Genomic DNA, 25993 nt, shown 5'->3' on the forward strand with positions numbered 1-25993 from the left:
AGGCGGGTCGAATCCTCAAGCGGCAGGTTGCAGGCCCAGGGACGCGAGTTGTTGCACGCTGCCCTTGAACTGGATCATGCGCGGGTCATCCAGCGGCAGGGTGTGACCGGTTTCTTTCTGGATGATGGTTTGCAGCTTGGCGTTGTCGACTTTGCCGTCGGCACCAATGGCTTCATGCAACTTCTCTGGCGCGACTTGCGCGGTTTTGCCTGGCTCGAAATAGATCGCGCCGGTGGCGAAGTCGACGCCGAATGCGATCAACCCCGGGATCACATAAAACAGCAGGCCAACGGCATCGAGCACGGCAATCGCCGGGTCGATCTTGCCGTCGATCTGGCCACGGCGGTCGGGGTAGAAAATCGAACCGCAGGCCGTGAGTTGGCTCAGCAGGGTGACGGCGAGGACACCGCCGATGACACGGGAAGCGATACGCATAAAATTCTCCTGAACACGGTTGAAAGGTGACTATAAGCCAGATCCACGCGACGACGACTATCCAATGTGGGAGCGGGCTTGCTCGCGAATGCGGTCGTTCAGAAACATATTCGTCGACTGACAGATTGCGTTCGCGAGCAAGCCCGCTCCCACCGTTGGCCGTTTTTATCTTCGAAGCCAGTGGTGTCTTTGAGACCACCACCGGCATCCGGCAGTTCGCCGTTATACTCGCCGCTCTGCTTTGGAGCCAGTATGAATTCGTTGCCGATTGATGATGTTTTACCTGCCCTGCGTGACGCCTTGGCGAATCGCCATGAAGCCGTGCTGGAAGCGCCGCCCGGCGCCGGTAAAACCACCCGCGTGCCCTTGGCCTTGTTGAACGAGCCATGGCTGGCGGGGCAAACCATCCTGATGCTCGAGCCCCGCCGTCTCGCCGCGCGCGCGGCCGCCGAACGCCTGGCCAGTGAGCTGGGCGAAAAGGTCGGCGAAACCGTTGGTTATCGTATCCGCCTCGACAGCAAGGTCGGCCCCACGACGCGCATCGAAGTGGTCACCGAAGGCATCCTCACCCGCCGCCTGCAGGACGACCCGGCGCTGGAGGGCGTGGGCCTGCTGATCTTCGACGAATTCCACGAGCGCAGCCTCGACGCCGACCTGGCGCTGGCCCTGAGCCTGAACGGCCGCGACCTGTTTCGCGATGAACAGCCGCTGAAAATCCTGCTGATGTCCGCCACCCTCGAAGGCGAGCGCCTGGCCGGGCTGCTGGATGACGCGCCGATCCTGCGCAGTGAAGGGCGCATGTTCCCGGTGCAGATGCGCTGGGGGCGGCCGTACCAGGCCGGTGAATTTATCGAGCCGCGCGTGGTGCAGACCATCCTTGAGGCTGTGCATGACCAAACCGGCAGCATTCTGGTGTTCCTGCCGGGGCAAGCGGAGATTCGCCGGGTTAACCAGCAACTGGCTGACGCTTTGGGGGATCGCAGTGATGTCCTGCTCTGCCCGCTGCATGGCGAGCTCGACCTTAATGCCCAGCGCGCGGCCATCGACCCGGCGCCGGCGGGTAAACGCAAAGTGGTGCTGGCCACCAACATCGCCGAGACCAGCCTGACCATCAACGGTGTGCGCGTGGTGATCGACGCCGGGCTGGCGCGGGTGCCGCGGTTCGACCCGGGCAGCGGCATGACCCGCCTCGACACCCAACGCATCTCCCGTGCCAGTGCTACTCAGCGCGCCGGCCGGGCAGGGCGGCTGGAGCCGGGCGTGTGTTATCGCCTGTGGTCCGAGGACCAGCACGAAGGTCTGGCTGCGTACGGCAGCGCGGAAATCCTCGCCGCCGACCTCGCCGGCCTGGCCTTGCAGTTAGCGCGCTGGGGCGTCACACCCACGCAGTTGGTGTGGCTGGATGCGCCGCCGACTGCCGCGTATGCCCAGGCCCAGGACCTGCTGGTGCGCCTCGGTGCCTTGAATGACGAACAACTCACCGCCCATGGCCAGAAAATGGCCGAGTTGCCGGCCCATCCGCGTATCGCCCATCTGCTGCTGCGCGGGCAGGATTTGGGGCTGGCGTCGACTGCGTGTGATGTCGCCGCGCTGTTAGGTGAGCGGGATATCTTGCGCGGTGGCGGCGCCGATTTGCACAGCCGCCTGGCCTTGATGTCCGGCGAAGAACGCGCACGTGGCACCCAAGCTGGCGTGCAGCGGGCCAAGCAACTGGCGCGGCAATACCGCAGCTACTTAAGAGGCACGGCGACTCAAGCCGTGGCCGATCCCGACCACCCGCGCTGGCTCGGTGCTTTGCTGGCGCTGGCCTACCCGGACCGCGTCGCCCAGCAACGTCGCCCCGGTGGCGCCGAATACCGCCTGGCCAACGGCCGCGCCGCGCTGTTCGCCGACGCCGACAGCTTGATGAAACAACCCTGGTTGGTGATCGCCGACCTCGGCAGCCGGCAGGGCCAGCGCGAAGAACGCATCTACCTCGCGGCGGACTTCGATCCGGCGCTGTTCGACACGGTGCTCGCCGAGCAAGTGCGCAACGTTGACCAGTTGGATTGGGACGAACGCGAAGGCGTGCTGCGTGCTGAACGCCAGCGCAAAGTCGGCGAACTGGTGCTGAGCCGTGAACCGCTGACCGGCCTCGACGAGTCTGCCCGCAGCCAGGCGCTGGTTAACCTCGTGCGCCGCAAAGGCCTGGAGCTGCTGCCGTGGACGCCTGAACTGCGCCAATGGCAGGCCCGCGTGATGCTGCTGCGCCACCTGGACGCCGGTAAAACCAGCGAATGGCCCGACATCAGTGACACGGCGTTGCTTGCCAGCCTGGAACACTGGCTGATGCCGTATCTGGGCAAAGTCTCGCGCCTGAGCCATTTCGCCAACCTGGATATTTCCAGTTTCCTGCACAACCTGCTGCCGTGGCCGCTGCCCCAACGCCTGGACGAGCTGGCGCCGCAGCATGTGAAAGTGCCGTCGGGCTCCTCGGTACGTTTGGACTACAGCGAACAGCCGCCGATTCTGGCGGTGCGCTTGCAGGAGTTGTTCGGGCTGGCGGACACCCCGCGCATTGCCGGTGGGCGCCAAGTGGTCAAGCTGCACCTGCTGTCCCCGGCGCGACGGCCGGTGCAGGTGACGCAGGACCTGGCGAACTTCTGGCGCAGCACGTATGCCGAGGTGAAGAAGGACTTGAAGGGGCGGTACCCGAAGCATTACTGGCCGGATGACCCGTTGGTGGCCGAACCAACCGCCCGGATCAAACCCCGCAAGTAGGTCGTGTGGAGATCAAATGTGGGAGCTGGCTTGCCTGCGATACAGACGACTCGGTCTATCTGGTTCACCGAGGCGATGCTATCGCAGGCAAGCCAGCTCCCACACAAGCCCGCTTTCTACAGGGTTTGAGGTGTTGGTTATTGCGCAGCCGGCAGCAGGAAGCGGGCAATCACCGGCAAGTGATTGGAGATGCGCAGCGTGTCTTCCTGGCGTACTTTGGCTTCCACCCGCTTGATGCGTGGGCTGTAGAACAGATAGTCGAGCGTACGATCCGGCCCTTCTACGCTGGGGTCATTCGGGAAGTTTGTCAGCCATTTCTCACGATCAATCCCGCTGGATTCACTGTTACTCGGGATCATCGGGTACTTGTCCCACAGCAGATGCAGCTCACTGTCCGGCGAATACTGGCCGCGCTTAACCGCGTCCAGGCGCAGGAATTGCCCCAGTGGCAGCAAGTTGAAGTCCCCGCCGATCAGCCATGGCGTGCCACGGCCTTCGAACTTATCCAGCAGCTTCACCGTGGCTTTCGCTTGCGCTTGCACTGCTGACCGCCCAGGCATGTTGCCATCCAGCCGGGTATTGAGCACCGCCAGTTGGCCGCCATCGCTCAGCGGCAAATAGGTCAGCAACAAGGCCGGTCTGGGTTGGAACTGGCGGCTGATAAAGTTGGCCGGCGACACCGGGAGTTGCAGGCGTTCGGCGTGTTCGATCTGGTAACGGCTCAGGGTCACCAGTTTGCGGCCGACGCTGCCGAAGATATGCAGGTTGGGCACAAAATCGGCTTTCCAGTCGAAGGCCTGGGCGCTGCACGGGTAGAGGTCGACCAAGCGTTCCTGAAGCAAGGCCACCTGGTCCTGGTAGTGGGACGATTTGGCGCCTTCGTCGAGTTCCTGCAACAGCAGAATGTCGGGGTGTTCGTCGCGGATCACCCGCGCCACTTCATCCAGGCTTGAGGCCATGTCTTCCACGGTCGGGCGGTCGTCCGGGCCGCTGCCGTCGGCGGTGTCGTACCAGAACACGTAGTTCTTGCCGGCCAGGTATTGCACGTTCCAGGTCATGACCTTGAGCGCTTGCCCGGGCAGCAGGGTCGGCGCACGGGGCGCGACGCAGCTGACGGGCAGGGTTTCCTTGTCGACAGGGCGCCAGGTCAGGCTGTAGATCAGGGCTGTGAGCAGGCCCGCGATGATCAAGAGGCTCAACAGGGTGATGCGCAATAAACGGGTCATTGGCTCGGCTTATAGCGTTTCAGAGGTGGCACGGAGCATATCACCGTGCGTCGGCATCGCCACCGATCAACATGAATAAACGGAACAGCACCACACTGGTAAACAGTTGCAGAAAGCTGTGGGCGCTGTCGATCAGTACGCCCAGCAGCGGCGCGGGATCGGGATACGCCGCCACGCTGGCGCCCTTGAGCAGCCACAGGGGCGTCATCACGCACAGCAGGCACACCAGAATTCGCCAGAAGTGCCCGCGAGTCAGGCGAAAGCTTTCCTTCATCGCCTCCAGCGCCGACAGGCCGCGCAGCACCAGCAGGTACTCGGCAAACGCGAGCACCACCATCAGCCACAGGCCCGGCAGGAAATACAACGACAGGCCGAGCAGAATCAGCAGCGTGCTGATAGCCGTGAGCAGGGCGAAGCGTGGCCACAGGGTCAGGGCCATGGCCCACACATCTTTAGTGCGCGGCGACTCGCCACGGGTGCGCGCGTCCAGAAACAGGATCAAGGCGCCCGTGTACAGCGGGTACACCAACAACCCCACCACCACGCTGTAGCCGGGAAAGGCATCCGGGCCCAGCGTGTGGTCGAGCACCTGTTGCAGCAGGGCTTCGAGAATCACCAGCGGCAGGCACAGCTGGACGATGGCGCCCAGGTTGCGTTGGGTGAAACGGAAGGAGTCGCGCAATACGTCTAACGGATTCATCAGGTTCATCACAGGCCGAAAAGCAAGGCCGACACTTTAACCGATCATGACGAGAGGTGAGCAAACGTAAACCTTTCGTAAAGACCATTGAAACGTCTAGTAACAGCCCCATTACTGTTACGTAGCGTGCCTGACCCTGGGCAAGCCCATGATTTCTACCGGCAATCTAACGAGGTCGCCATGAACAGCGAAGAGCAAACCCTGATCGATGGACTGTTTTCACGGTTGCAGCAAGCCGAAACGGACTCAGCCCCCCGCGACGCCCTGGCCGAAGCGCGGATCAAGGAGCACATGACTCGCCAACCGGCCGCCGGGTACTACATGACCCAGTCGATTCTGGTGCAAGAGCACGCGATCAAGAGTCTCGACGCGCAGAACAAGCAACAGGCGCAGCAGATCCAGCAATTGCAGGACGAATTGCAGCAGGCCAAATCCCAGGCGGCGCAACCTGCGCAGAGCAGCGGGGGGTTCCTGTCGAGCATCTTTGGCGGCGGCAGTTCGCGTGACGCCCAGCCTGCGCAAAGCGCCCCGGCGTCTTCCGGTGGCGGCTGGCGTGAGCCGGCGCGGCCCTCGTTCGGCCAGCCCGCGCCGCAACAGCAGAACTACGGTGCGCCGCAGCAGAACTATCAACAGCCGCAACAGGCGCCAGCAGCGCCCATCGGCAGTGGCTTCCTCGGCGGCGCGCTGAAAACCGCCGCCGGTGTCGCGGGTGGCGTAATGCTGGCCGAAGGCATCAGCAGCCTGTTCAACCACAACTCGCAACAGCCGCAAGTCGTGGAAGAAATCATCCGCGAAGAACCGGCGCCCGCCAGTGACAACAGTAACTGGGGCAACGACGACCAGAAGTTTGCCGGCAATGACAACTGGGGCAGCGACAACGGCTCCGACAGCTTCGCCGACAACGACTATTCCGACGATTCCTCCTCGTTTGGCGACGACGACTCCTTCGTCTGAGCCGCACTCAACCGGGGCGCTTCGTCGCCCCGGGCTGATTTTTCGCTGAAACTTTCCCATGGCTGGCATACTGGCGCCTTTGCGGGCCTTCGCGTTCGAGGTCCAAGCGGCAGCCATGGGGAAGTGCGGTGAAGAAAATTGCGGTGTTCGCCGATGTACAAAACCTCTACTACACCGTGCGCCAGGCGTATGGCTGCCACTTCAATTACGCCGCCCTGTGGGCTGACATCAGCGCGCGCGGGCAGATCGTCGAGGCGTATGCGTATGCCATCGACCGTGGCGACAGCAAGCAGCAGCAATTCCAGCAGATCCTGCGCAACCTGGGCTTTACGGTAAAACTCAAGCCGTACATCCAGCGCGCCGATGGCTCGGCCAAGGGCGACTGGGACGTGGGCATCACCCTCGACATCATGGATGCCGCCGACCACGTCGACGAAGTGGTGCTGGCCTCCGGCGACGGTGATTTCGACATGCTGCTCGACCGCATCATCCAAAAGCATGGCGTCGAAGCCGTGGCCTACGGCGTGCCAGGGCTGACGGCCAACTCGCTGATACGCGCCGCCAGCCGCTACGTGCCGATCGAAGGCGCACTGCTGCTCAAATAAGCGCAGCGGCTCAATAAATAGTTAGACGGAGTTGGAACAGGTTTGGAACGTATAGCGGTCATCGACTTTGAAACCACCGGCATCACCCCGAGCAGCCACTGCCGGGCCACGGAAATCGCGGTGGTGATCCTTGAGCGCGGCCAAATCGTGGACCGCTACCAGAGCCTGATGAATGCCGGCGTGCGTGTGCCGGGCTTTATTGAACAACTCACCGGCATCAGCAACGCCATGTTGCGCAGCGCGCCACCGGCCGAGCGGGTGATGAACGAAGTCAACGAGTTCGTGGGCACCACGCCATTGCTGGCGCACAACGCCGCGTTCGACCAGAAGTTCTGGGACTTCGAACTGGGCCTGATCCGCCGCACCCGCCTGCAAAAATTCGCCTGCTCGCTGCTGCTGGCCCGTCGCTTGATGCCGGCGGCACCGAACCACAAACTCGGCACGTTGAATTCCTTCGCGCAACTGCCCCACACCGGCAAGGCTCACCGGGCGATGGCGGATGCGGAAATGGCGGCCAACCTCACCGCGCACCTGGCCGAGCAATTGCGCGGTACGCATGGGTTGCGAGAACTGTCCCACGACCTGCTGTGCACCTTGCAGAAAGTGCCGGCGGCGAAGATCAATGAACACCTGAAGAAGCATCGCGGGTTCTAAACCGGCCACCCGCCCAAGAACACCGACGTTTCAAATGTGGGAGGGGGCTTGCTCCCGATCGCGGTGTGTCCGCTAATCATCCAGTGGCTGACACACTGCAATCGGGAGCAAGCCCCCTCCCACATGAGTGATGCGGTGTTCATCGCGGTTGCACACACTCCAACGCCCGACCTACCACGTCCTTCGCCATCCCCACCAAATGCATCACCGCTCGCTGTTGCGCATTCATCGCTTCAGCCGACCCGTGCGCCGTCTCCACCGCGCAATGCAGCAAGTCGGCCGCATGGGCGAGGGCGTCTTCGAAGCTAAGGTTGTCATTTAGAACAAAGTTGGGCGCGTCCTGGGCGGAAGCTTTGAGGTAGTAGTCGATGGCTCGGCGGTTGAGCAGGGCGTCTTCGCTGAGGAAGTCTGGTGTGGAGCGAGGTGGATCGGGGGTAACTTTGATCATCATGTAGCCTCTCCGTCAGTTAAGAAGCTGCAACCGTTCGCTTGCACACGAATTTAGGGTGGCAGCAGTACGCGGGTGTGCAAGACCGTGACGGAGTCCGGTAGATCCGAAGATCTCCCGCGTACAGCTGCCATAACGAATCACGCCTGAAATACAGACGTTGAGAGTTAAGGCTGATGCGTATTACCGTCGTCGGACTTGCACGTCCAGTCATCGAACACTCGATGACTGGGCGAGACTAGCGACCTGATCCGACGGAAACAAGGCCGTGGAATTCTCTAGGAAACGTCCCGCAAATGAAAGAGATCGGTCTTGCTGGCCATTGAAATATCAGCGTTTTGTGGGGGCTTTTACGCTCTTTCTGAGTGGTCAGTAGGCTGAGCCCTATTGCTCCGTCGGACCTTTCTGGTTTTTCTTTTCACCCATCCCTCGCCCTTGCTGCGACCTAACATTACACCTGTTATTTACGTAAAAGGACTACGTCATGCAGGAAAGCGACCTCCACACAGCAATTATGCGAAGCCAGTCTGAACTCCAACGTAATGGCGTAGACCTCGGCTCAACTTCCAGCATGGCGTTTCATTTGGGCAACACAATGACAAGCTGCCCGGCAGTCATGCTTTTACCTCATTCGCCAGGTTGGACGCATGGCGCCAGTTACACGTTACTCAGGCCCATTCAGGCGGACTCCACTGTGCCTGACACCACTGTTGACGACCTCTGGAAATGTACACAGCAACACTACGGTTTGACGGCGGCAACGGCGCTTACTGGCGCGGCGGGCATACCGATCAGCAAGATCGCCGTGGGAACTTGGGTCCACGTTGGCTCCAGTAAAACGACGAACCTGGCCAGCCTCATTGGAATGCGCTTTTTCCCTCGTACACTGATCAGGCAACCAACAATGGCTAGGATGGCAAAAGCAACGTTTGGCACCGTCCGGGTATTTGGCATTATTGGGCGGGGCATTCCCTTCGTTGCTGTGGGGTTAGCCGTTTTTGACTTAATCAGTATTGGTAAGTGTGCCTATGAGGCGAGAAGTGGAAGGTAGCCCTACCAGAGCCGAGATCACAGAAAAAGTGATCCAACTGTTCGTCGATATCATTGGTTTTATTGACCGAAGCCAAGTGACGGAAAATACGGATTTCATCCATGACTTCAAGATCATCGATGACGATTTGACCTGCTTCGTCATGCAGATCAAGTGGCAATTCAACCTGCAGGCGACTCAGGAGGATTGGGATCACATCATGAGCATCAAGCAGATTGTCGACTTGATCGTTCAGCGCTCAATTTTGCAGTGAGGCCGCTGACGCTATCGCAGGCAAGCCAGCTCCCACATTTGACCGAGCTCGCCAGGGCTGGATGCAATCTATTGTGGGAGCGGGCTTGTCGGATCGCCGCATCGCCGCGATGGCGGTGTATCAGCCGCCATTTTTGCCATTGGCCTCCAACTGCCCCAACGGCACCCGCCGCTCTATCGCGCTGGACAAAATAATCGAGGTCTTGCTGAACCCGAACTTCGCCACCCGGTTGATCAGGTTCTCCAACTCCGGCATCGAGCCCACTGCCGCCTGCATGATCACGCACGGGTCGCCTGTCACCCGGTGGCATTCGGTTAGTTCGGGGATTTCAGCCAATGCGTCGTACACCTTCTGGCTGCCGTTGTTGGTCAAGCGCAGCTCGATCGTGCACTGGATCGGCAAGCCGATTTTGGACAGGTCCACCTTGGCCTGATACCCGGTGATTACGCCGCTGGCTTCCAGCTTGGCCACGCGTTCAGCCACGGCCGGCGCGGAGAGGTTTACCGTGCGGGCCAGTTCGGCGTAGGAAGCGCGGCCGTCTTTGAGCAGGGCGCTGAGGAGCATGCGGTCGTATTTGTCCATGATAAGGCTCCGGTCATGCGTGGCTTTCGAATCCACGGGTTATAGCCCTCATAACCATGCTTTGAAAAGTGTATGGGCGCTTTAAACAGGTTTTGTAACTTATGTTTAGCGTGCTGCCTTTTTAGAATAAGCCTCCCGTTCCCTGCCGCAGAGCTACCCAATGCCTGGCCCACGTCGCTTTCCCTTACCGTTGATCGCCGCCTTTTTTGCGTTGTATGTGATCTGGGGTTCTACCTACCTGGTGATTCGAATCGGCGTGGAGTACTGGCCGCCGCTGATGTTGGGCGGGATTCGATTCCTGGTGGCGGGGTTGGCGATGTATGGCTTTTTGCGCTGGCGCGGGGCGCCTGCGCCGACGTGGGTGCAGTGGAAGGCGGCCGCCAAGATCGGCGTTTTGCTGCTGACCTTTGGTAATGGCGCGGTGACGGTGGCCGAACACACCGGGGTGGCCTCCGGTGTGGCCGCGCTGGCGGTGGCGACGGTGCCGTTGTTCACCTTGTTGTGCGGGTATTTCTGGGGCGCGCGTAATACGCGTCTGGAGTGGGCCGGGGTGGTGCTGGGGATTATCGGCATCGCCATGCTCAACATGGGCTCCAACCTGCAATCGAGCCCGACAGGTGCCATGTTGTTGCTGTTTGCTGCCGCTTCCTGGGCCTTCGGTTCGGTATGGAGCCGGCATTTGCCGCTGCCGCCGGGCGCCATGGCCAGCGCGGCCGAGATGATCATTGCGGGTGTGTTGTTGCTGGTGGGCAGTGCACTGACCGGTGAGCGACTGCATTCCATCCCGCCGCTTGAGGGCTGGCTGGCCTTGGCGTATCTGGCCGTGTTTGGCTCGATCATCGCCTTCAACGCCTATATGTACCTGCTCAAGCACGTGCGCCCGGCGGCGGCGACCAGCTATGCCTATGTGAACCCGGCCGTCGCCGTGTTGTTGGGCATTGTGTTCGTCGGCGAGACCATCGGCATGGAAGAAGCCTTGGCCATGCTGGTGATCATCAGCGCGGTGCTGTTGATCAGCCTGCCCCAGTGGCGAAAGCCCAAGCCGGAAATAAGGTAAACTGCGGCGCATTACGCCTATGCGCTGAATTTTTCCTACGGTAAACACATGACTTTCGCCACCCTTGGCCTGATCGAACCCTTGCTGCGCGCCCTTGAGACGCTTGGCTACCAGACCCCGACGCCGGTGCAGGCGCAAGCCATTCCGGCGGTGCTGGCCGGTCGCGACCTGATGGCTGCGGCCCAGACCGGCACCGGCAAGACCGCCGGTTTCGCCCTGCCGCTCCTGCAACTGCTGACCATGGAAGGGCCGAAAGTCGCTGCCAACTCGGCGCGCGCGCTGATCCTGTGCCCGACCCGTGAACTGGCCGAGCAGGTTCATGCCAGTGTTGCCGAGTACGCCCAGCACCTGCCGCTGACCACTTACGCGGTGTATGGCGGCGTGAGCATCAACCCGCAGATGATGAAGCTGCGCAAGGGCGTCGACATTCTGGTCGCCACGCCTGGCCGCCTGATCGACCTGTTCCGCCAGAACGCACTGAAGCTCAATCAGCTGCAAACCCTGGTGCTGGATGAAGCCGACCGCATGCTCGACCTGGGCTTCTCCGAAGAGCTGGCCAACATTTATCGCATGCTGCCGAAAAAGCGCCAGACCTTGCTGTTCTCCGCAACCTTCTCCGATGAGATCCGCTTGCTGGCCGGGCAGATGCTCAACGACCCACTGACTGTTGAAGTCAGCCCGCGCAACGTCGCCGCCAACACCGTGAAGCAATGGGTGGTGCCGGTGGACAAGAAGCGCAAGCCGGAGCTGTTTGTGCACCTGATGCGCAAAGGCCGCTGGAAGCAGGTGCTGGTGTTCGCCAAGACCCGTAACGGCGTGGATGCGCTGGTGGATAAATTGCAGGGCCTGGGCATCAATGCCGATGGCATCCACGGCGACAAGCCCCAAGCCACTCGTCAGCGTGCACTGGACCGTTTCAAGTCCAGCGATGTGCAGATTCTGGTCGCCACCGACGTGGCCGCGCGGGGGTTGGATATTGAAGACTTGCCGCTGGTGGTCAACTTTGACCTGCCGATCGTGGCCGAGGATTACATCCACCGTATCGGCCGCACCGGCCGCGCAGGTAACACCGGTGAGGCGATTTCCCTGGTGTGTGCCGATGAGGTGAACATGCTGTCGGCCATCGAGATGCTGACGCGTCAGACCTTGACCCGCAAGATGGAAGCGGATTTCGAGCCTGAGCACCGCGTGCCGGATACCGACGCCAGTGGGCAGGTGGTGAAGAAGCCGAAGAAACCGAAGAAGCCTAAGGCGTCGGGTGGCGGTGGCGGTAAGCGCAATTTGGGTAAGTGGGTGGACAGTGGCGACGTAGCGCCGGCTGAGCCGTCGATTAAGCCGGTGCGCAAGGTGCCGGTGTTTAATACTGGGCCGCGTAAGAAAAAATAAGATTTGAGGCGTTATTGAGGGCCTCTTCGCGAGCAAGCCCGCTCCCACATTTGAAATGCATTCCAAGTGTGGGAGCGGGCTTGCTCGCGAAGGCGACGTTGAATTCGCCACAGACCTCAGCGCTTAAGCCACTCCAACAGGCCACGCCCAGCCGCTCTGCCGCTGGCAAAGCATCCTGTGAGTAGGTAGCCGCCGGTCGGCGCTTCCCAATCCAGCATCTCCCCCGCACAAAACACCCCCGGCAATTGCTTGAGCATCAACCGCTCATCCAACGCCTCGAACGGCACGCCGCCCGCGGTGCTGATCGCCTCATCCATTGGCCGTGTCTTCACCAGCGTCAGTGGCAGTGCCTTGATATCCACCGCCAACAGCGCCGGATCATTGAAGTGCGCGCTAGGCGCCAACTCACGCAACAGCGCCGCTTTCACCCCGTCCAACCCCAACTGGCTGTGCAAATGCTTGCTCATCGAGCGCGAACCACGCGGTTTGGCCAAGGCCGCCTGGACTTTGTCCAACGGCTTGCTTGGCAGCAGGTCGATGTGCACGGTGGCTGAGCCCGCGCGGTTGATCGCTTCACGAATCGGTGCCGACAGTGCGTAGATCAAACTGCCCTCGATACCCGTGGCCGTGACCACACATTCCCCCAGCCGAGGCTTGTCATCCGCCACGCCGATGGCGACGTTTTTCAACGGCGCGCCGGCGAATTTGCTGACCATCAATTCGCTCCAGGCTGACACCTCGAAGCCGCAATTGCTCGGTTGCAGCGGGGCGCAGGGCACGCCTTTGTCTTCCAGCAATGTGAGCCACGCGCCGTCGGAGCCCAGGCGTGACCAACTGCCGCCACCCACGGCCAGCAGCATGGCATCGCTGTGGACAGTTTTCTCGCCGTCCGGGCTGTGGATAAGTGAACCGCCGTCGGCGGTCCAGCCCAACCAACGATGCCGGGTGTGGATAACCACGCCATGGTCGCGCAGGCGCTTGAGCCAGGCGCGCAGCAGCGGGGCGGCTTTCATGTCGGTAGGAAACACGCGGCCGGAGGTGCCGACAAAGGTTTGAATGCCCAGGCCATGAATCCATTCGCACAACGCCTCGGCACCAAACCCGCGCAGCAATGGCGCCATCTGCGGCGCGCGTTCGGCGTAGCGCGACAGGAACGCGGGGTAGGCCTCGGAGTGGGTGATGTTCATGCCGCCCACGCCCGCCAGCAGGAATTTGCGCCCCACCGACGGCATGCCGTCATACAGGTCCACCTGCACGCCCGCCTGGCTCAAGACTTCAGCGGCCATCAGCCCGGCAGGGCCGCCGCCGATGATGGTGACGTGGTGAGAAGGGGCTTGAGGCATGGGCAAGGCTACGGTCGCGGAATAGGCCGAGCATTCTACCCGACGGCGGCATCGCTGCCTGATCAAAAAACGTACACTTTCCTACAAGCCATACGGTCACTCGCTCTCAGGCGCTTACGCTCAAGTTATCCACAGGCCGTTCCACAGGCATTGTGGGTAACGCTCACACTTCAATGACAACCGGATGACGTCCACACCCGCTGTGCACTGTGATGCAGGATGCCGTGGCGGCGGGCCAGGGCAGGGCGGTCCTTGCTGTAGCCACCACCAATCACGCCCATGACCGGAATGTCGCGGCCCAGGCAGTGGCGCATCACGCTTTCATCCCGCGCGGCGAGGCCTGCATCTGTCAGCTTGAGGTAACCGAGGGCGTCATCTTTATGCACATCGACACCGGCGTCGTACAGCACCAGGTCCGGCTGGTAGAGCGGCAGCAAATAGTTGAGCGCGTCGTCCACGGTTTTGAGGTAATCGGCATCGCCCATGCCCATGGGCAGCGGGATGTCCCAGTCACTCTGGGCCTTGCGGGCGGGGAAGTTTTTTTCGCAGTGCAGCGACACGGTGATTGCATCCGGCGTGTCGTGGAGGATGCGTGCGGTGCCGTCGCCCTGATGCACGTCACAGTCGAAGATCAGTATGCGGTTGACCCGCCCGCTGGCCAGCAGGTAATGGCTGATCACCGCGAGGTCATTGAAGATGCAAAAGCCGGCCGGGTAATCGTAATGCGCATGATGGGTGCCACCCGCCAGGTGGCAGGCCAGGCCGTGTTCCAGCGCCTGTTCGGCGGCCAGTATCGAGCCGCCGACCGCGCGCACAGTGCGCCGGGCCAGGGCTTCGTTCCAGGGCAGGCCGAGGCGGCGTTGGTCTTCACGGGACAACTCGCCGCTCAGGTAGCGTTCGATATATCCAGGTTCATGGGCGAGGGCCAGAATCTCTGCCGGGCACAGCTCCGGGCGCAGCAATTGGCTGTCCTCGGTCAGGCCGCTGTCCACCAGGTGGTCGCGCAACAGGCGAAACTTATCCATGGGGAACCGGTGGTCCGCTGGGAACTCGGGGCTGTAGTCGTCGTGGTAGATCAGTGGCAAGGGCATGGGATTTTCTGACGGGAACCTGCGAAGGATCTTACCAGCGCTGTACACTCACGCACATGGCAAGGGAGGGGACCCATGGAGCCGATACTGGAGTTGGAAAGCGCACGTCTGGTGCTGCGCCAATGGCGCGACAGCGACCTGCCGGAATTTGCGCGCATGTGCGCCGACTCGCAGGTGATGCGCTATTTCCCGGCCAAATTGAGCCATCTGGAAAGCGCCGCACTGATTGGGCGGATTCGCGGCCATTTTGCCGAATACGGTTTTGGCTTTTGGGCCTTGCAGCGCAAGGACACGCGCGAGTTTATCGGCCTGACCGGGCTGCAAAATGTCAATTTCGCAGCCGATTTTGTGCCGGCCGTCGAGATCGGCTGGCGCCTGGCCCGTGAGCACTGGGGCCTGGGCTACGCCAGCGAAGCGGCCTGGACTGCATTGCGCTGTGGTTTCGATCGGCTGCAACTGGATGAAATCCTGTCCTTCACCACCGAAACCAATCTGCCATCACAAAAAGTCATGCAGGCCATCGGTATGCATTACGATCCCCAGGCAGATTTTGAACACCCCAAGGTCGCAGCCGATGACCCGCTGCGCCATCACGTTTTGTATCGCATCACCCGCGCCCAATGGTTGGACACGCTGCACGGATAAGCAGCCCGGAATGCCCTATCGATTGTTGTAGGAGTTGCTCTATGAGCCAAGTATTGGAAGATCTGGTGGACTTGCTGACCCTGGAGCCGATTGAGGAAAACCTCTTTCGCGGCCGCAGCCAGGACCTGGGCTTTCGCCAATTGTTCGGCGGCCAGGTGCTCGGCCAGTCGTTGTCGGCGGCCAGCCAGACCGTAGAAGAAGCGCGGCACGTGCATTCCTTGCATGGTTATTTCCTGCGCCCCGGCGACGCCGCATTGCCGGTGGTGTATTCGGTAGACCGCGTGCGCGATGGCGGCAGCTTCAGCACGCGGCGCGTCACCGCGATCCAGAAGGGCAACCCGATTTTCACCTGCACCACCTCGTTCCAGTACGACGAACAAGGCTTCGAGCACCAGACCACCATGCCGGTGGTCGTCGGCCCGGAAAACCTGCCGTCGGAACTGGAGCTGACCAAACAACGCGCGCACCTGATCCCTGAGCACATGCGCGAAAAGTTGCTGTGCCCCAAGCCCATCGAAGTGCGCCCGGTCACTGAGAAAGACCCGTTCAACCCGCAGCCGTCCGACCCGGTCAAGTACGTGTGGTTCAGGGCTGACGGTGCCTTGGCCGACGCGCCGGCGCTGCATAAATACCTGTTGGCCTATGCGTCGGACTTCGGCCTGCTGACCACCTCGCTGCTGCCCCACGGCAAGACGGTGTGGCAGAAAGACATGCAAGTCGCCAGCCTCGACCATGCACTCTGGTTCCACGCTGACCTGCGCGCCGATGACTGGTTGCTGTACGCGATGGACAGTCCGTGGGCCGGCAACTCGCGTGGTTTCTCGCGGGGCAGCGTGTACAACCGCGCCGGCCAACTGGTGGCTTCGGTCACCCAGGAAGGGCTGATTCGCCATCGCAAGGATTGGGCATGAGCCTGTCGGAGGTTAAGCACTGGGTCTTTGATATGGACGGCACCCTCACGGTGGCCGTGCATGATTTTGCGGCCATTCGCGTGGCTCTGGAGATTCCGCCCGAGGCTGACATTCTCACCCACCTCGCGGCGTTGCCGGCCGATGTGGCGGCGGCCAAGCATGCGTGGTTGCTGGAGCATGAGCGGGCGCTGGCCGTCGGCTCGGTTGCTGCCGATGGCGCAGTGGCGCTGGTGCGTGAATTGGCCGGGCGGGGTTACCGTCTGGGCATCCTGACCCGCAATGCGCGGGAGTTGGCGCATATCACGCTGGAAGCGATTGGTCTGGCGGACTGTTTCGCTGTCGAGGATGTGCTGGGGCGTGAAGATGCGCCGCCCAAGCCGAATCCGGGTGGTTTGCTGAAACTGGCGACGGCTTGGGAAGTGGCGCCAAGCGAGATGGTGATGGTCGGGGATTACCGCTTTGACCTGGACTGTGGCCGCGCGGCGGGGACCAGGACAGTGTTGGTGAACTTGCCCGAGAACCCGTGGCCGGAGTTGGCGGATTGGCATGCTGAGGATTGTGCAGCCCTGCGCCAGATGATCTGAACCTGGCACCACCGATCAAATGTGGGAAGGGGCTTGCTCCCGATAGCGGTGTATCAGTCAGCCTATACGAAGCTGACAGACCGCCATCGGGAGCAAGCCCCCTCCCACATGTTTAATCCGGTTTCGTCAGTGCCTGCTATTTCCCGAACAACACCTTCTCGCCCTCAGGCGAGGTAAACATCTTATCGCCGTCGTGCCCGACCCCCGGTACTTCCACCAGTTTGTGGCTCAGCTGCGGATGGCGTGCTTTGAGGTAGTCAACGTAGTTATGCCCACGAACCAACCGATACGCGCCCTGGGTTTCGGCTTCGCAGCTCTTATCCAGCGCCGGGTGGTTTGGGTCGATGTCCTGCTGGCCCAGCAGGTAGGTGACGTTGCGTGACACGTAAGCCTGTTCAAGCTGCTGCGCACGCTGTCCTTTGGCGTAGTCGGGCAGATTTTGCATGCCGTACTTCCAGTCGTTGAAGCCAGGGCAACTGGCTGCATCAAAGGTTACCGGCCGCTGTGGGCTGAAGTAGGCGTAGGACGATGGGTTGGCCACCACATAACGCAGGCTGATGCCCTCGGTTTGCAACAGCGGGTGGTCGTGGCCGGTGAGGGCAAAACGCTGTATCACCTGGCCACCGCCGGAGTGGCCGGCCACGACGATTTCTTTCAGCGCCGGGAACAGCTTGCGGTTGCCCAAGTGCTTGATGATCTGGTCAAGCGCGCCGTAGGAGCTGACCTGGCCTGGACCGGTCGACGGTGCGCCGGCCATCCAGTCATTGCCGCTCCAACGCAGCACTGGGTTGCCCAGGTGATTGCGCGTTATGTCCGACTCATTGAGAAACTGCGGCGCGATCACCAGCGTGCTGGCGGCCACACCGGCGTGTTCGGCGGCATCTTCGCCACTTTTCAGGTAGGTCTGCGCGTTACGCAGGCGACCGTGCACGATGATGAGCGCGCGGGTGACCTGAGGCAGCGGCTTGCCCCAGTCCTGGCTCAAGCCAAGACTGAGGTCGCCCGCATCCAAATGGAAACGATCGGGGCTGACCACCTTGACGCCGTGGTCTTTCTCGGCGGCCCAGGTGAAGGAGGAACACGTGATCAACACGCTCAACAGCCATCCCAATCGTTTATTCATTTAAAGACTCTTCGCCGTAAACGTGTCGCATTGAGAGATCTGGCCCTGGGCGAAGCCGGTTTTGAACCAGCGAACACGCTGTGCCGAGGTGCCGTGGGTAAACGAGTCGGGCACGACGCGCCCTTGACCCTGTTGTTGCAAACGGTCGTCGCCGATGGCGTTGGCCGCATTCAGTGCTGCTTCAATATCGCCAGGCTCCAGCCAGTTCAGGCGTTTTTGCGCGCGGTTGGCCCACACGCCAGCGAAACAGTCGGCTTGCAGTTCCTGGCGTACCAACAACCCGCCGTCGCCTTGCATCTGCCGGCCCTGTTGGCGTGCGGCCTGGATCTTGGCCGAGATGCCCAGCAGGGTTTGCACGTGGTGCCCGACTTCGTGGGCGATCACGTAGGCCTGGGCGAACTCGCCGGAGGCCTTGAAGCGCTGCGACATTTCCCGGAAGAAATCCAGGTCCAGATACACTTGCTGGTCGGCCGGGCAATAGAACGGGCCGCTGGCCGAGGTGGCGCCACCGCAGGCAGAATTCACCCGGCCACGGAACAGAATCAATTTCGGGTTCTTGTAGGCCAACCCATTTTCCTGGAACACCTGGCCCCAGGTGTCTTCGGTATCCCCCAGAATCGCCCGGACGAAGTCGGCCTGCTGGTCATTGGCCGGCGGAGCCTGTTGCGGTTGCGTGCTCACCGAGGGCGCTTGTTCCATCTGGCCGGTCAACTGGCCGAGGATCTGCAACGGGTCCTGGCCGGTCAGCCAGCCGATGCCGACAATCAGCACAATCGCCGTGAGGCTCAGGCCCTTGCCGCCCCCAAAACGCATGCCGCCACCGCCGCCGCCACTGTCATCGCGGGCATCTACCACGTTGTCGCTGCGTCGGCCTTTTTTCCATAGCATGGGGCAATCCTCTCGATAAACCTGTGGAACACTTTTTTCAGAACAGTGTTGTTGGTGCGTATGAATGGCGCCAGCCCGGCTGTCCGACAAGTAACGAGAGCTGCGTAGTATCGCTGCTGTCAGGCGGAGTGGCACGGGCGCCAGATGAAAGTTGTGTCAGCAACGCCGGGTCAGTCGCGGCAATACCCTTCGCCGGTATCGACCACCAGGCAGTCCTTTTTATCCGCCAGCCATTTCAGGCCAGTGGCTTCACCGTCGCCGGCGTGCAGCAGTTGCGGGCCGTCCGGGCGAGTGAACGTGATGCCTTCTTCGTTGGCTTCACCCTTGAAGGTACCTGAGTCGTCAGCGTCGAGGCCGTATTTCATGGTGAGAAGGTAGTGGCCGCGGCCGATGCTGTCGTCCTTGGCGATGGTCAGGTTCAGGCCTTCGACGCCAATCCACTTGCCGACCCATTTGTCCGTGGGCGGGGTCGCCGGTACCAGCGTGGCTTGCACGGAGGCGGGTGCGGGTTTCGGGGCTTCCTTGGGTTCCTTGTTACAGGCGGTGAGCAGGGCAAGGGCAGAAAGAACAAAGAGTGTCTTTTTCATAGCGGCAAGGCCTTGGTTAAAAAGTGTGCAACGCGCGGGCTAACGTGCAGCGTTGGACTCAAATCCCGTGATTTAGTGCGCTGTTCGCACGCTGTTTGGTTATGCTCTTGGGGCAGACTACGGCCCGGCTGCTAGATTACCGGGTTGAGTGCTACCGCGTTCAATGCTCAGCGTTCAGCCCGCCATGCAAGAGAATTAAATGACTGTCAGCACCCCACTTTCCGGCGTCAACCATCCTTTCAAAGGCATCCTGCTGATTGTGGTGGCGACGTTTCTGTTTTCCAGCCACGACGCCTTGTCCAAATACCTGGCCGGGTTTTATCCGATAGTGATGGTGGTGTGGGCGCGTTACCTGGTGCACACCTTGCTGATGGCCGGGATCTTCCTGCCGCAATCGGGCCTGCGTGTGCTGCGCAGCAAGCGCCCGGGGATGCAGGTGGTGCGGGCCTTGTGCCTGTTGGGCACAAGCCTGTTCTTTACTGCGGCGCTGCATTACATCCCGTTGGCGGAAGCCACGGCGGTGAACTTCCTGGCGCCGATCCTGGTGACGGCGCTGTCCGTGCCGTTGCTCGGTGAGCGCGTGACGCGTGGTCAATGGCTGGCGGTGATCTGCGGGTTTATCGGGGTGCTGATCATCATCCACCCGGGCGGCGAGTTGTTCACACCGGCCGTGTTGCTGCCGCTGTGTTCGGCGCTGTTCTTCTGTTTCTACCAACTGCTCACACGCATCTTGAGCAAATACGACACCCCAACCACCAGTAACTTCTTCGCCGGCCTGTGCAATACCTTGGTGATGAGCGCGCTGGTGCCATTCTTCTGGCAGCTCCCTACGCTGTGGCACGGTGTGTTGATGCTGGCGCTGGGCACTTGCGGGATGACGGCGCACTTGCTGCTGACCCAGGCGTTCCGCTTCGCGGCGCCGGCCTTGCTGGCGCCGTTCGGCTACTGCCAGATCGTGTTCGCGGGGTTGTTGGGCTGGCTGGTGTTCAACCATACCCCCGACTTGACCACGGTGGTCGGCATCGGGGTGATCTGCATGAGTGGGTTGGCCGCTGCCTGGCAGCAGCGGCGTCGGTGAGTCAAACGTCGACGGTAGGAATCTTGCGCGGTGCCATGAAGTACATCCAGGTCAGCGCAATGAAGTACATCGCCGGGATCAGGGTGAACAGCACGGTGTAGTTATTGTTGGTCACCGTAAGGATATGGCCGACGATCTGGGTCATGAACATGCCGCCGATGGCCGCGCACATACCGCCGAAACCGAACACTGTGCTCATCATGTGCTTGGGCGTGTAGTCCATCACCAGGCTCCAGATGTTGGCGGTCCAGGCCTGGTGCGCGCCGATGGCCAGGGAGATGGCAAACACCGCGACCCACAACTGGCTGGAGCCGGCCGCCATGATCACGCCGACGATGCAGCAGGCAAACAGCAGCATCGACAACAGCCGCGCCTTGATTGCATTCATCCCGCGGCCGATCAGGAATGACGACAGAATCCCCCCACCCACGCTGCCGAAGTCCGCTGTCAGGTAAATGATGATCAGCGGGATCCCCATCTGCGTCACGTTGATGCCCAGGTTGTATTGCTGGTTCAAGAACGGCGGCAGCCAATACAGGTAGAACCAGAACACCGGTGCGGTCATCGCATAGGCGAGGGCGAAGGCCCAGGTGCCACGCATGCGCAGGATGCGGCTGAAAGGCACGCTCGGTTGTTCCGGTTCGGACTCCTGTTGCACGTAGTCCAATTCGGATTGTTTGGCCGTTGGATGGTCTTCCGGGTTGTAGTACTTCAAACCCCAGAACACCAGCCAGATTGCGCCCAGCGACGCCATGCACAGGAACGCTGCCTGCCAGCCCCAGACATGGAGGATCAGTGGCAGCAGCATCGGCGTCATCATTGCGCCCACGTTGGTGCCGGCATTGAAGATACCGGTAGCCACCGCGCGTTCACCGGCCGGGAACCACAACCGTGTGGTCTTGACGCAAGCCGGGTAGTTGGCGGCTTCGGTCAGGCCGAGGATGAAACGGCACACCATAAAGCCGACGGCCGAGGTGGCCAGGCCGTGGGCGCCGGTTGCCAGGCTCCATAACAGCACGGCGCAGAAGAACACGCGCTTCACGCCGACGCGGTCGATCAAGCGACCTTGCAGCACAAAGCCGATGGCGTAGCCGACCTGGAACCAGAAGTTGATGTTGGCGTAATCCATCGCCGTCCAGCTCATCTCTTTGGCCAGGATCGGTTGCATCACGCCCAGGGCGGCGCGGTCGATGTAGTTGAGGGTGGTGGCGAAGAACACCAGGGCCAGCATGCCCCAGCGAGTTTTACCCACGGCCATTGCGCCACGGATTTTGTCGCCGATGCCGGCGTGCGGGTTGCCCGGGCGCGCGGCCAGGGCGGAGTTTTGCAGAGGCATGAGGTCGTACCCGTTTTTTGAAATTTTTATGGTGTGTTCTGGGTCTTTTTTTCTGTGAAGGTTGCGTCGTCGATGGTGCGCAGCGGTTAAAAAACCGTCAATTCGCCAAACGGGCATAGTGTTCGGTAATCGCACGAAAAACTAACCGGTTCGTACATTTTAATTGCTGCGTGTAGGCTAGGGGCGAATAATTTGCCGCAAATAACAACTGCCGGGAGTCGCCTTATGCAACGTTCCATTGCCACCGTTTCCTTGAGCGGTACCCTGCCGGAAAAGCTTGAAGCCATTGCCGCCGCCGGGTTTGATGGGGTTGAGATCTTCGAGAACGACCTGTTGTATTACGACGGCAGCCCGCGCGAAGTTAAACAAATGTGTGCCGACCTCGGCATTGCCATCACGTTGTTCCAGCCGTTTCGCGACTTTGAAGGCTGTCGCCGTGATCGCCTGGCACGCAACCTGGAGCGCGCCGAGCGCAAGTTCGATTTGATGCAGGAACTGGGCACCGACCTGGTGCTGGTGTGCAGCAATGCCTCGGCCGATTGCGTGGGCGATGAACGCATTCTACTGGATGACCTCGGCCTTTTGGCGGAGCACGCCGGTCGCCGTGGCCTGCGTATTGGTTACGAAGCACTGGCCTGGGGCAAGCACGTGAACACCTGGCAGCAGGTGTGGAGCCTGGTGCGTCAGGTCGATCACCCGAGCCTTGGCGTGTTGCTCGACAGCTTCCACACGCTGTCGCTGAAGGGTGACCCAAGCGCCATCGCCGAGATCCCCGGTGACAAGATCTTTTTTGTGCAAATGGCTGACGCACCGATCCTGGCCATGAATGTGCTGGAGTGGAGTCGACATTTCCGCTGTTTCCCAGGGCAGGGCGAATTTGATTTGGCGGGGTTCCTGGCGCCGATTATCAAGACGGGTTACACCGGGCCGTTGTCCCTGGAAATTTTCAATGATGGTTTCCGCGCGGCGCCGACCCGAGCGAACGCGGCGGATGGCTTGCGCTCGCTGCTGTATCTGGAAGAGAAAACCCGTCAACGCCTGGCGCAGGAACAACCGGCTGCACCGGTGGACATCTTGTTTGAAACCCCGGCCGCCAGCGAATACGACGGCATCGAATTTCTTGAGTTTGCCGTGGATGAAAGCCTCGGCGCCAAACTGACTCACTGGCTGGAACGCCTGGGTTTCGTCAAGGCCGGGCAGCACCGGTCCAAAAGTGTCAGCCTGTTGCGCCAGGGTGATATCAACCTGATTCTCAACTGTGAACCTTATTCCTTTGCCCATAACTTTTTCGACGCCCACGGGCCGTCTTTATGCGCCACGGCGATTCGGGTCAAGGACAGCGCAAAAGCCTTGGAGCGGGCGGTGGCCTATAAGGGGCAGCCCTATCGCGGGCTGGTCGGCCCCAACGAGCTTGAGCTGGCGGCCGTCCGTGCGCCGGACGGCAGCCTGATTTACCTGGTGGACCAGAGTGAGGGCGGGCTATACGACACCGACTTCAACCTGCAACCGGCCACTGCCTCAAGTGGCGGCCTGTTGCGCATCGACCATATGGCCATGGCGCTGCCGGCCGACAGCCTCGACAGCTGGGTGCTGTTCTACAAGAGCCTGCTGGACTTCGAAGCCGATGACGAAGTGGTGCTCCCCGACCCCTACGGCTTGGTAAAAAGCCGCGCGTTGCGCAGCCGCTGCAGTTCGATTCGCCTGCCGTTGAATATTTCCGAGAACCGCAACACCGCGATTTCCCACGCGCTGTCGAGTTATCGCGGCTCGGGTGTGCATCACATTGCCTTCGACTGTGCGGACATTTTCGCGGAGGTGAGCCGCGCCAAAGAGGCGGGCGTGCCGTTGCTGGATATCCCGCTCAACTATTACGACGACCTGGCGGCGCGGTTTGATTTCGACGACGAGTTCCTCAGCGAGCTGGCGTACTACAACGTGCTGTACGACCGTGACGCGCAAGGCGGTGAGTTGTTTCATGTCTACACCGAGCCGTTCGAAGGGCGGTTTTTCTTTGAGATCATCCAGCGCAAAAATGGCTATGCCGGTTATGGCGCGGCCAACGTGGCGGTGCGCCTGGCGGCGATGGCCAAGTCCCGCAGCGGCGCAGCACGCCAGGCTCGGTTGTAACGGCTGACAGGTGCTTCCTTCAGAGAGCGCCGCGGCCCATAATCACGGCCTGCATAACAATGGCCGTGAGCGCACCATGACCTCGAGTCCCGATCTCCCCGCGGTGTCAGACGCACCGCGCAAGAGTCGTAAGAACAATCCCGAAAAGACCCGCGAAAATATACTGCAGGAAGCCATTGTCGAGTTTGTTCAACAGGGCCTGTCCGGTGCTCGCGTGGATGCGATTGCCGAGCGCATTCATACCTCGAAACGCATGATCTACTACTACTTCGGCAGCAAGGAGCAGTTGTACATCGAGGTGCTGGAAAAGCTCTACGGCGATATTCGCAACACGGAAACCCGCATGAACCTCACGGCCCTGGAGCCGCGTGAAGCGATTCGCAGGCTGGTGGAGTTCACCTTTGATCACCACGACCAGAACGTGGACTTCGTGCGTATTGTCAGTATCGAAAATATCAACAACGCCGAGTTCGTAAAGCGCTCGGATTCGATCAAGGCAATGAACAGCAACATCCTCGAAGCGCTGGGGGCCACGTTGCGGCGGGGGGCTGAGATGGGCGTATTTCGCCAAGGATTGAACCCGTTGGACGTGCATTTGCTGATCAACTCATTCAGCTTTTACCGCGTGTCCAATCGCCATACGTTCAGTGAGATTTTTCAGATCGAACTGTCGGATGAGGCCGTCAAACAGCGTCATCGCGAGATGATTTGTGAATCGGTGATGCGTTACCTGCAGGCTTGAGGACACCGTGGAACCGGATGTGGAGCGAGCAAGCCCGCTCCCACAGTTGCATTGGGTTTCTACTGCGAGGTGTTCATGCTCTGAAAATGCGCCAGCATCCTTTGCGCATCCGGCACTTCGCCACTGAACAATTCAAACGCCTTCACGGCCTGAAACACCGCCATGTTGCCGCCATCCAGCGTACGGCAGCCCAAGGCGCGGGCGCTGCGTAGCAGCTCGGTTTCCAGTGGGAAATACACGATTTCCGCGACCCATAACTCAGCCCGTAACAGGGCAGGCGGCACCGGTGTGCCGGGCAGCTTGGCCATGCCCATCGGGGTGGTGTTGACCAAACCGTCTGCCTCGGCCATGGCGTTTTCCAGGTGGCTGCCGACCTGCGCGCGACTGGCCCCGAACCGCCGCGCAAGGTTATCCACAAGGTCGCGGGCACGGCTGGCGTCGACGTCGAAAATACTCAAGTGCTCCACGCCTTCGGCCAGCAGCGCATGAGCCACCGCTGCGCCTGCACCGCCAGCACCCATCTGGACGACACGGTGGCGGTCGACGTCATTCAAGTTTCTGCGAAAACCTTCGGCGAACCCCAGGCAATCGGTGTTGTGGCCGATGCGTTTGCCTGCCTTGAATACCACCGTGTTAACCGCCCCAATGCCCCGGGCCTCGTCGGATAATTCATCGAGCAGCGGCAGGATCGCCTGCTTGCATGGGTAGGTAATGTTCAACCCGGTGAACTGCATCAACTCGGCCGCCTTCAGCAGGTCGGGCAGGGCGTCGATGCTCAGTTGCAGTGGCTCCAGATCGATCAGGCGATACAAATAGCGCAGGCCTTGGGCGTCACCTTCCTGCTCATGCAAGGCGGGTGTACGGGAGGCCTGGATGCCTGAGCCGATCAGGCCGGCGAGGATGCGCGGTTTCATCGGGCTCATCCTTTCAACGTGTGGCTGAAATGTTCCAGGGCAAGGTGATAGCCGTGGCTGCCAAACCCGGCGAGTACCGCGGTGGCAATGGGTGAGACAAAGGAATGATGCCGAAACGCCTCGCGCGCATGCACGTTGGATAAATGCACTTCGATCACTGGCACTTCACTGGCAACCAATGCGTCGCGAATCGCCACCGAGGTGTGGGTCCAGGCCGCCGGGTTGATCACGATCCCGGCGCAGCGGGCGCGGGCCCCGTGGATCCAGTCCAGTAATTCGCCTTCGTGGTTGGTCTGGCGGAATTCGATTTTCATGCCTAGTTTTTCGGCGCTGCGGCCACACAGCGCAGCCACGTCGGCCAGGGTTTCATGGCCGTAAGTAGCGGGCTCGCGGGTACCGAGCAGGTTGAGATTGGGGCCGTTGAGTACCAGCACGATCGGCGGCATAGGGAGTGTCTCCACAGTTATTATTGGTTGTGGAGATAAAATGTACTGAATGGTTAATTTGGTCAAT

General features: G+C 61.0%; 27 protein-coding genes. 14 read left to right on the plus strand and 13 right to left on the minus strand.

Going from position 1 to position 25993, the window contains the following annotated elements:
- Window positions 1–15 precede the first annotated feature (15 nt).
- The gene (locus JFT85_RS19805) at window positions 16–435 is read right to left on the minus strand and encodes a hypothetical protein (protein ID WP_053258151.1); all 420 of its coding nucleotides are present in this window, start codon (window positions 433–435) and stop codon (window positions 16–18) included.
- Window positions 436–687: 252 nt separating this feature from the next.
- Here JFT85_RS19805 and hrpB point away from each other — a divergent pair, with 252 nt between their 5' ends.
- A complete protein-coding gene (gene hrpB / locus JFT85_RS19810) occupies window positions 688–3195 on the plus strand; it encodes an ATP-dependent helicase HrpB (RefSeq protein ID WP_078827376.1) in 2508 nt (835 codons plus the stop codon).
- A 137-nt stretch (window positions 3196–3332) separates the two neighbouring features.
- Here hrpB and JFT85_RS19815 read toward each other — a convergent pair whose 3' ends face one another.
- Window positions 3333–4421 (minus strand): endonuclease/exonuclease/phosphatase family protein, encoded by a 1089-nt coding sequence (locus tag JFT85_RS19815; RefSeq protein ID WP_201230317.1) that lies wholly within the window; start codon window positions 4419–4421, stop codon window positions 3333–3335.
- 40 nt (window positions 4422–4461) lie between these two features.
- Window positions 4462–5121 (minus strand): YciC family protein, encoded by a 660-nt coding sequence (locus tag JFT85_RS19820; protein WP_053258282.1) that lies wholly within the window; start codon window positions 5119–5121, stop codon window positions 4462–4464.
- A 180-nt stretch (window positions 5122–5301) separates the two neighbouring features.
- Between JFT85_RS19820 and JFT85_RS19825 the strand changes: the two genes are divergently transcribed.
- The 3 genes from JFT85_RS19825 (at window position 5302) to JFT85_RS19835 (ending at window position 7334) form a co-directional block, all read left to right on the plus strand.
- Entirely contained in the window at window positions 5302–6075 is a 774-nt protein-coding gene (locus JFT85_RS19825) for a DUF2076 domain-containing protein (protein WP_053258148.1), read from the plus strand.
- 128 nt (window positions 6076–6203) lie between these two features.
- Entirely contained in the window at window positions 6204–6680 is a 477-nt protein-coding gene (locus tag JFT85_RS19830; protein WP_053258147.1) for a LabA-like NYN domain-containing protein, read from the plus strand.
- 42 nt (window positions 6681–6722) lie between these two features.
- Window positions 6723–7334 carry a 3'-5' exonuclease gene (locus tag JFT85_RS19835; protein WP_053258146.1) on the plus strand — a complete coding sequence of 204 codons (612 nt, stop codon included), beginning with the start codon at window positions 6723–6725 and terminating at the stop codon, window positions 7332–7334.
- A 139-nt stretch (window positions 7335–7473) separates the two neighbouring features.
- On the opposite strand, the gene JFT85_RS19840 is transcribed toward JFT85_RS19835, so the two are convergent.
- Entirely contained in the window at window positions 7474–7782 is a 309-nt protein-coding gene (locus JFT85_RS19840) for a DUF6124 family protein (protein WP_201230918.1), read from the minus strand.
- Window positions 7783–8266: 484 nt separating this feature from the next.
- Here JFT85_RS19840 and JFT85_RS19845 point away from each other — a divergent pair, with 484 nt between their 5' ends.
- Entirely contained in the window at window positions 8267–8833 is a 567-nt protein-coding gene (locus JFT85_RS19845; RefSeq protein ID WP_069551212.1) for a hypothetical protein, read from the plus strand.
- On the plus strand, window positions 8823–9086 hold the full coding sequence (locus JFT85_RS19850; protein WP_201230318.1) for an acyl carrier protein: 264 nt from the start codon (window positions 8823–8825) through the stop codon (window positions 9084–9086). Before JFT85_RS19845 ends, JFT85_RS19850 begins: the two co-directional genes overlap by 11 nt.
- Before the next feature lie 120 nt (window positions 9087–9206).
- Here the strand turns inward: JFT85_RS19850 and JFT85_RS19855 are convergent, their stop codons facing one another.
- Window positions 9207–9668 (minus strand): Lrp/AsnC family transcriptional regulator, encoded by a 462-nt coding sequence (locus JFT85_RS19855; protein WP_053258144.1) that lies wholly within the window; start codon window positions 9666–9668, stop codon window positions 9207–9209.
- Between the two features lie 160 nt (window positions 9669–9828).
- Between JFT85_RS19855 and yedA the strand changes: the two genes are divergently transcribed.
- Both yedA and JFT85_RS19865 read left to right on the plus strand, forming a co-directional pair.
- On the plus strand, window positions 9829–10725 hold the full coding sequence (gene yedA, locus JFT85_RS19860; RefSeq protein ID WP_053258143.1) for a drug/metabolite exporter YedA: 897 nt from the start codon (window positions 9829–9831) through the stop codon (window positions 10723–10725).
- Window positions 10726–10773: 48 nt separating this feature from the next.
- A complete protein-coding gene (locus JFT85_RS19865; RefSeq protein ID WP_078827370.1) occupies window positions 10774–12111 on the plus strand; it encodes a DEAD/DEAH box helicase in 1338 nt (445 codons plus the stop codon).
- Between the two features lie 116 nt (window positions 12112–12227).
- Here JFT85_RS19865 and JFT85_RS19870 read toward each other — a convergent pair whose 3' ends face one another.
- The gene (locus JFT85_RS19870; protein WP_078827369.1) at window positions 12228–13454 is read right to left on the minus strand and encodes a TIGR03862 family flavoprotein; all 1227 of its coding nucleotides are present in this window, start codon (window positions 13452–13454) and stop codon (window positions 12228–12230) included.
- A 170-nt stretch (window positions 13455–13624) separates the two neighbouring features.
- A complete protein-coding gene (locus JFT85_RS19875; protein WP_053258140.1) occupies window positions 13625–14545 on the minus strand; it encodes a histone deacetylase family protein in 921 nt (306 codons plus the stop codon).
- 75 nt (window positions 14546–14620) lie between these two features.
- Between JFT85_RS19875 and JFT85_RS19880 the strand changes: the two genes are divergently transcribed.
- Genes JFT85_RS19880 through JFT85_RS19890 form a run of 3 tightly spaced genes read left to right on the plus strand, consistent with a single transcriptional unit; the run spans window position 14621 to window position 16685 of the window.
- Window positions 14621–15190, plus strand: a complete 570-nt coding sequence (locus tag JFT85_RS19880; RefSeq protein WP_069551208.1) for a GNAT family N-acetyltransferase — start codon at window positions 14621–14623, stop codon at window positions 15188–15190.
- A gap of 41 nt (window positions 15191–15231) precedes the next feature.
- Window positions 15232–16101 carry an acyl-CoA thioesterase II gene (tesB, locus tag JFT85_RS19885; protein WP_053258138.1) on the plus strand — a complete coding sequence of 290 codons (870 nt, stop codon included), beginning with the start codon at window positions 15232–15234 and terminating at the stop codon, window positions 16099–16101.
- Window positions 16098–16685, plus strand: coding sequence for an HAD family hydrolase (locus tag JFT85_RS19890; protein WP_053258137.1), 588 nt, complete (start codon window positions 16098–16100; stop codon window positions 16683–16685). The genes tesB and JFT85_RS19890 overlap by 4 nt, the downstream gene beginning before the upstream one ends.
- A gap of 136 nt (window positions 16686–16821) precedes the next feature.
- Here JFT85_RS19890 and JFT85_RS19895 read toward each other — a convergent pair whose 3' ends face one another.
- The 3 genes from JFT85_RS19895 to JFT85_RS19905 form a co-directional block, all read right to left on the minus strand.
- The gene (locus JFT85_RS19895) at window positions 16822–17808 is read right to left on the minus strand and encodes a hypothetical protein (protein ID WP_073638308.1); all 987 of its coding nucleotides are present in this window, start codon (window positions 17806–17808) and stop codon (window positions 16822–16824) included.
- Window positions 17809–18696, minus strand: coding sequence for a KPN_02809 family neutral zinc metallopeptidase (gene ypfJ, locus JFT85_RS19900; RefSeq protein WP_069551206.1), 888 nt, complete (start codon window positions 18694–18696; stop codon window positions 17809–17811).
- A gap of 170 nt (window positions 18697–18866) precedes the next feature.
- Complete coding sequence (locus JFT85_RS19905) at window positions 18867–19283, minus strand: membrane lipoprotein lipid attachment site-containing protein (protein WP_053258134.1); 417 nt, start codon at window positions 19281–19283, stop codon at window positions 18867–18869.
- A gap of 199 nt (window positions 19284–19482) precedes the next feature.
- Here JFT85_RS19905 and JFT85_RS19910 point away from each other — a divergent pair, with 199 nt between their 5' ends.
- Window positions 19483–20361: a DMT family transporter gene (locus JFT85_RS19910; protein WP_053258133.1), complete on the plus strand. Its 879-nt coding sequence runs from the start codon at window positions 19483–19485 to the stop codon at window positions 20359–20361.
- Window position 20362: 1 nt separating this feature from the next.
- On the opposite strand, the gene JFT85_RS19915 is transcribed toward JFT85_RS19910, so the two are convergent.
- Window positions 20363–21697 (minus strand): MFS transporter, encoded by a 1335-nt coding sequence (locus JFT85_RS19915; RefSeq protein ID WP_053258132.1) that lies wholly within the window; start codon window positions 21695–21697, stop codon window positions 20363–20365.
- A gap of 225 nt (window positions 21698–21922) precedes the next feature.
- On the opposite strand from JFT85_RS19915, the gene quiC reads away from it, so the two are divergent.
- Both quiC and JFT85_RS19925 read left to right on the plus strand, forming a co-directional pair.
- Window positions 21923–23824, plus strand: a complete 1902-nt coding sequence (gene quiC / locus JFT85_RS19920; RefSeq protein ID WP_073638306.1) for a 3-dehydroshikimate dehydratase QuiC — start codon at window positions 21923–21925, stop codon at window positions 23822–23824.
- 76 nt (window positions 23825–23900) lie between these two features.
- The gene (locus tag JFT85_RS19925; RefSeq protein WP_053258130.1) at window positions 23901–24566 is read left to right on the plus strand and encodes a TetR/AcrR family transcriptional regulator; all 666 of its coding nucleotides are present in this window, start codon (window positions 23901–23903) and stop codon (window positions 24564–24566) included.
- A 59-nt stretch (window positions 24567–24625) separates the two neighbouring features.
- Here JFT85_RS19925 and JFT85_RS19930 read toward each other — a convergent pair whose 3' ends face one another.
- Window positions 24626–25480: a shikimate dehydrogenase gene (locus JFT85_RS19930; RefSeq protein ID WP_069551204.1), complete on the minus strand. Its 855-nt coding sequence runs from the start codon at window positions 25478–25480 to the stop codon at window positions 24626–24628.
- A gap of 5 nt (window positions 25481–25485) precedes the next feature.
- Complete coding sequence (gene aroQ, locus JFT85_RS19935) at window positions 25486–25926, minus strand: type II 3-dehydroquinate dehydratase (protein ID WP_069551203.1); 441 nt, start codon at window positions 25924–25926, stop codon at window positions 25486–25488.
- Between the last annotated feature and the right edge of the window lie 67 nt (window positions 25927–25993).

Source organism: Pseudomonas sp. TH04 (assembly GCF_016651355.1).
Lineage (GTDB): Bacteria > Pseudomonadota > Gammaproteobacteria > Pseudomonadales > Pseudomonadaceae > Aquipseudomonas > Aquipseudomonas fluorescens.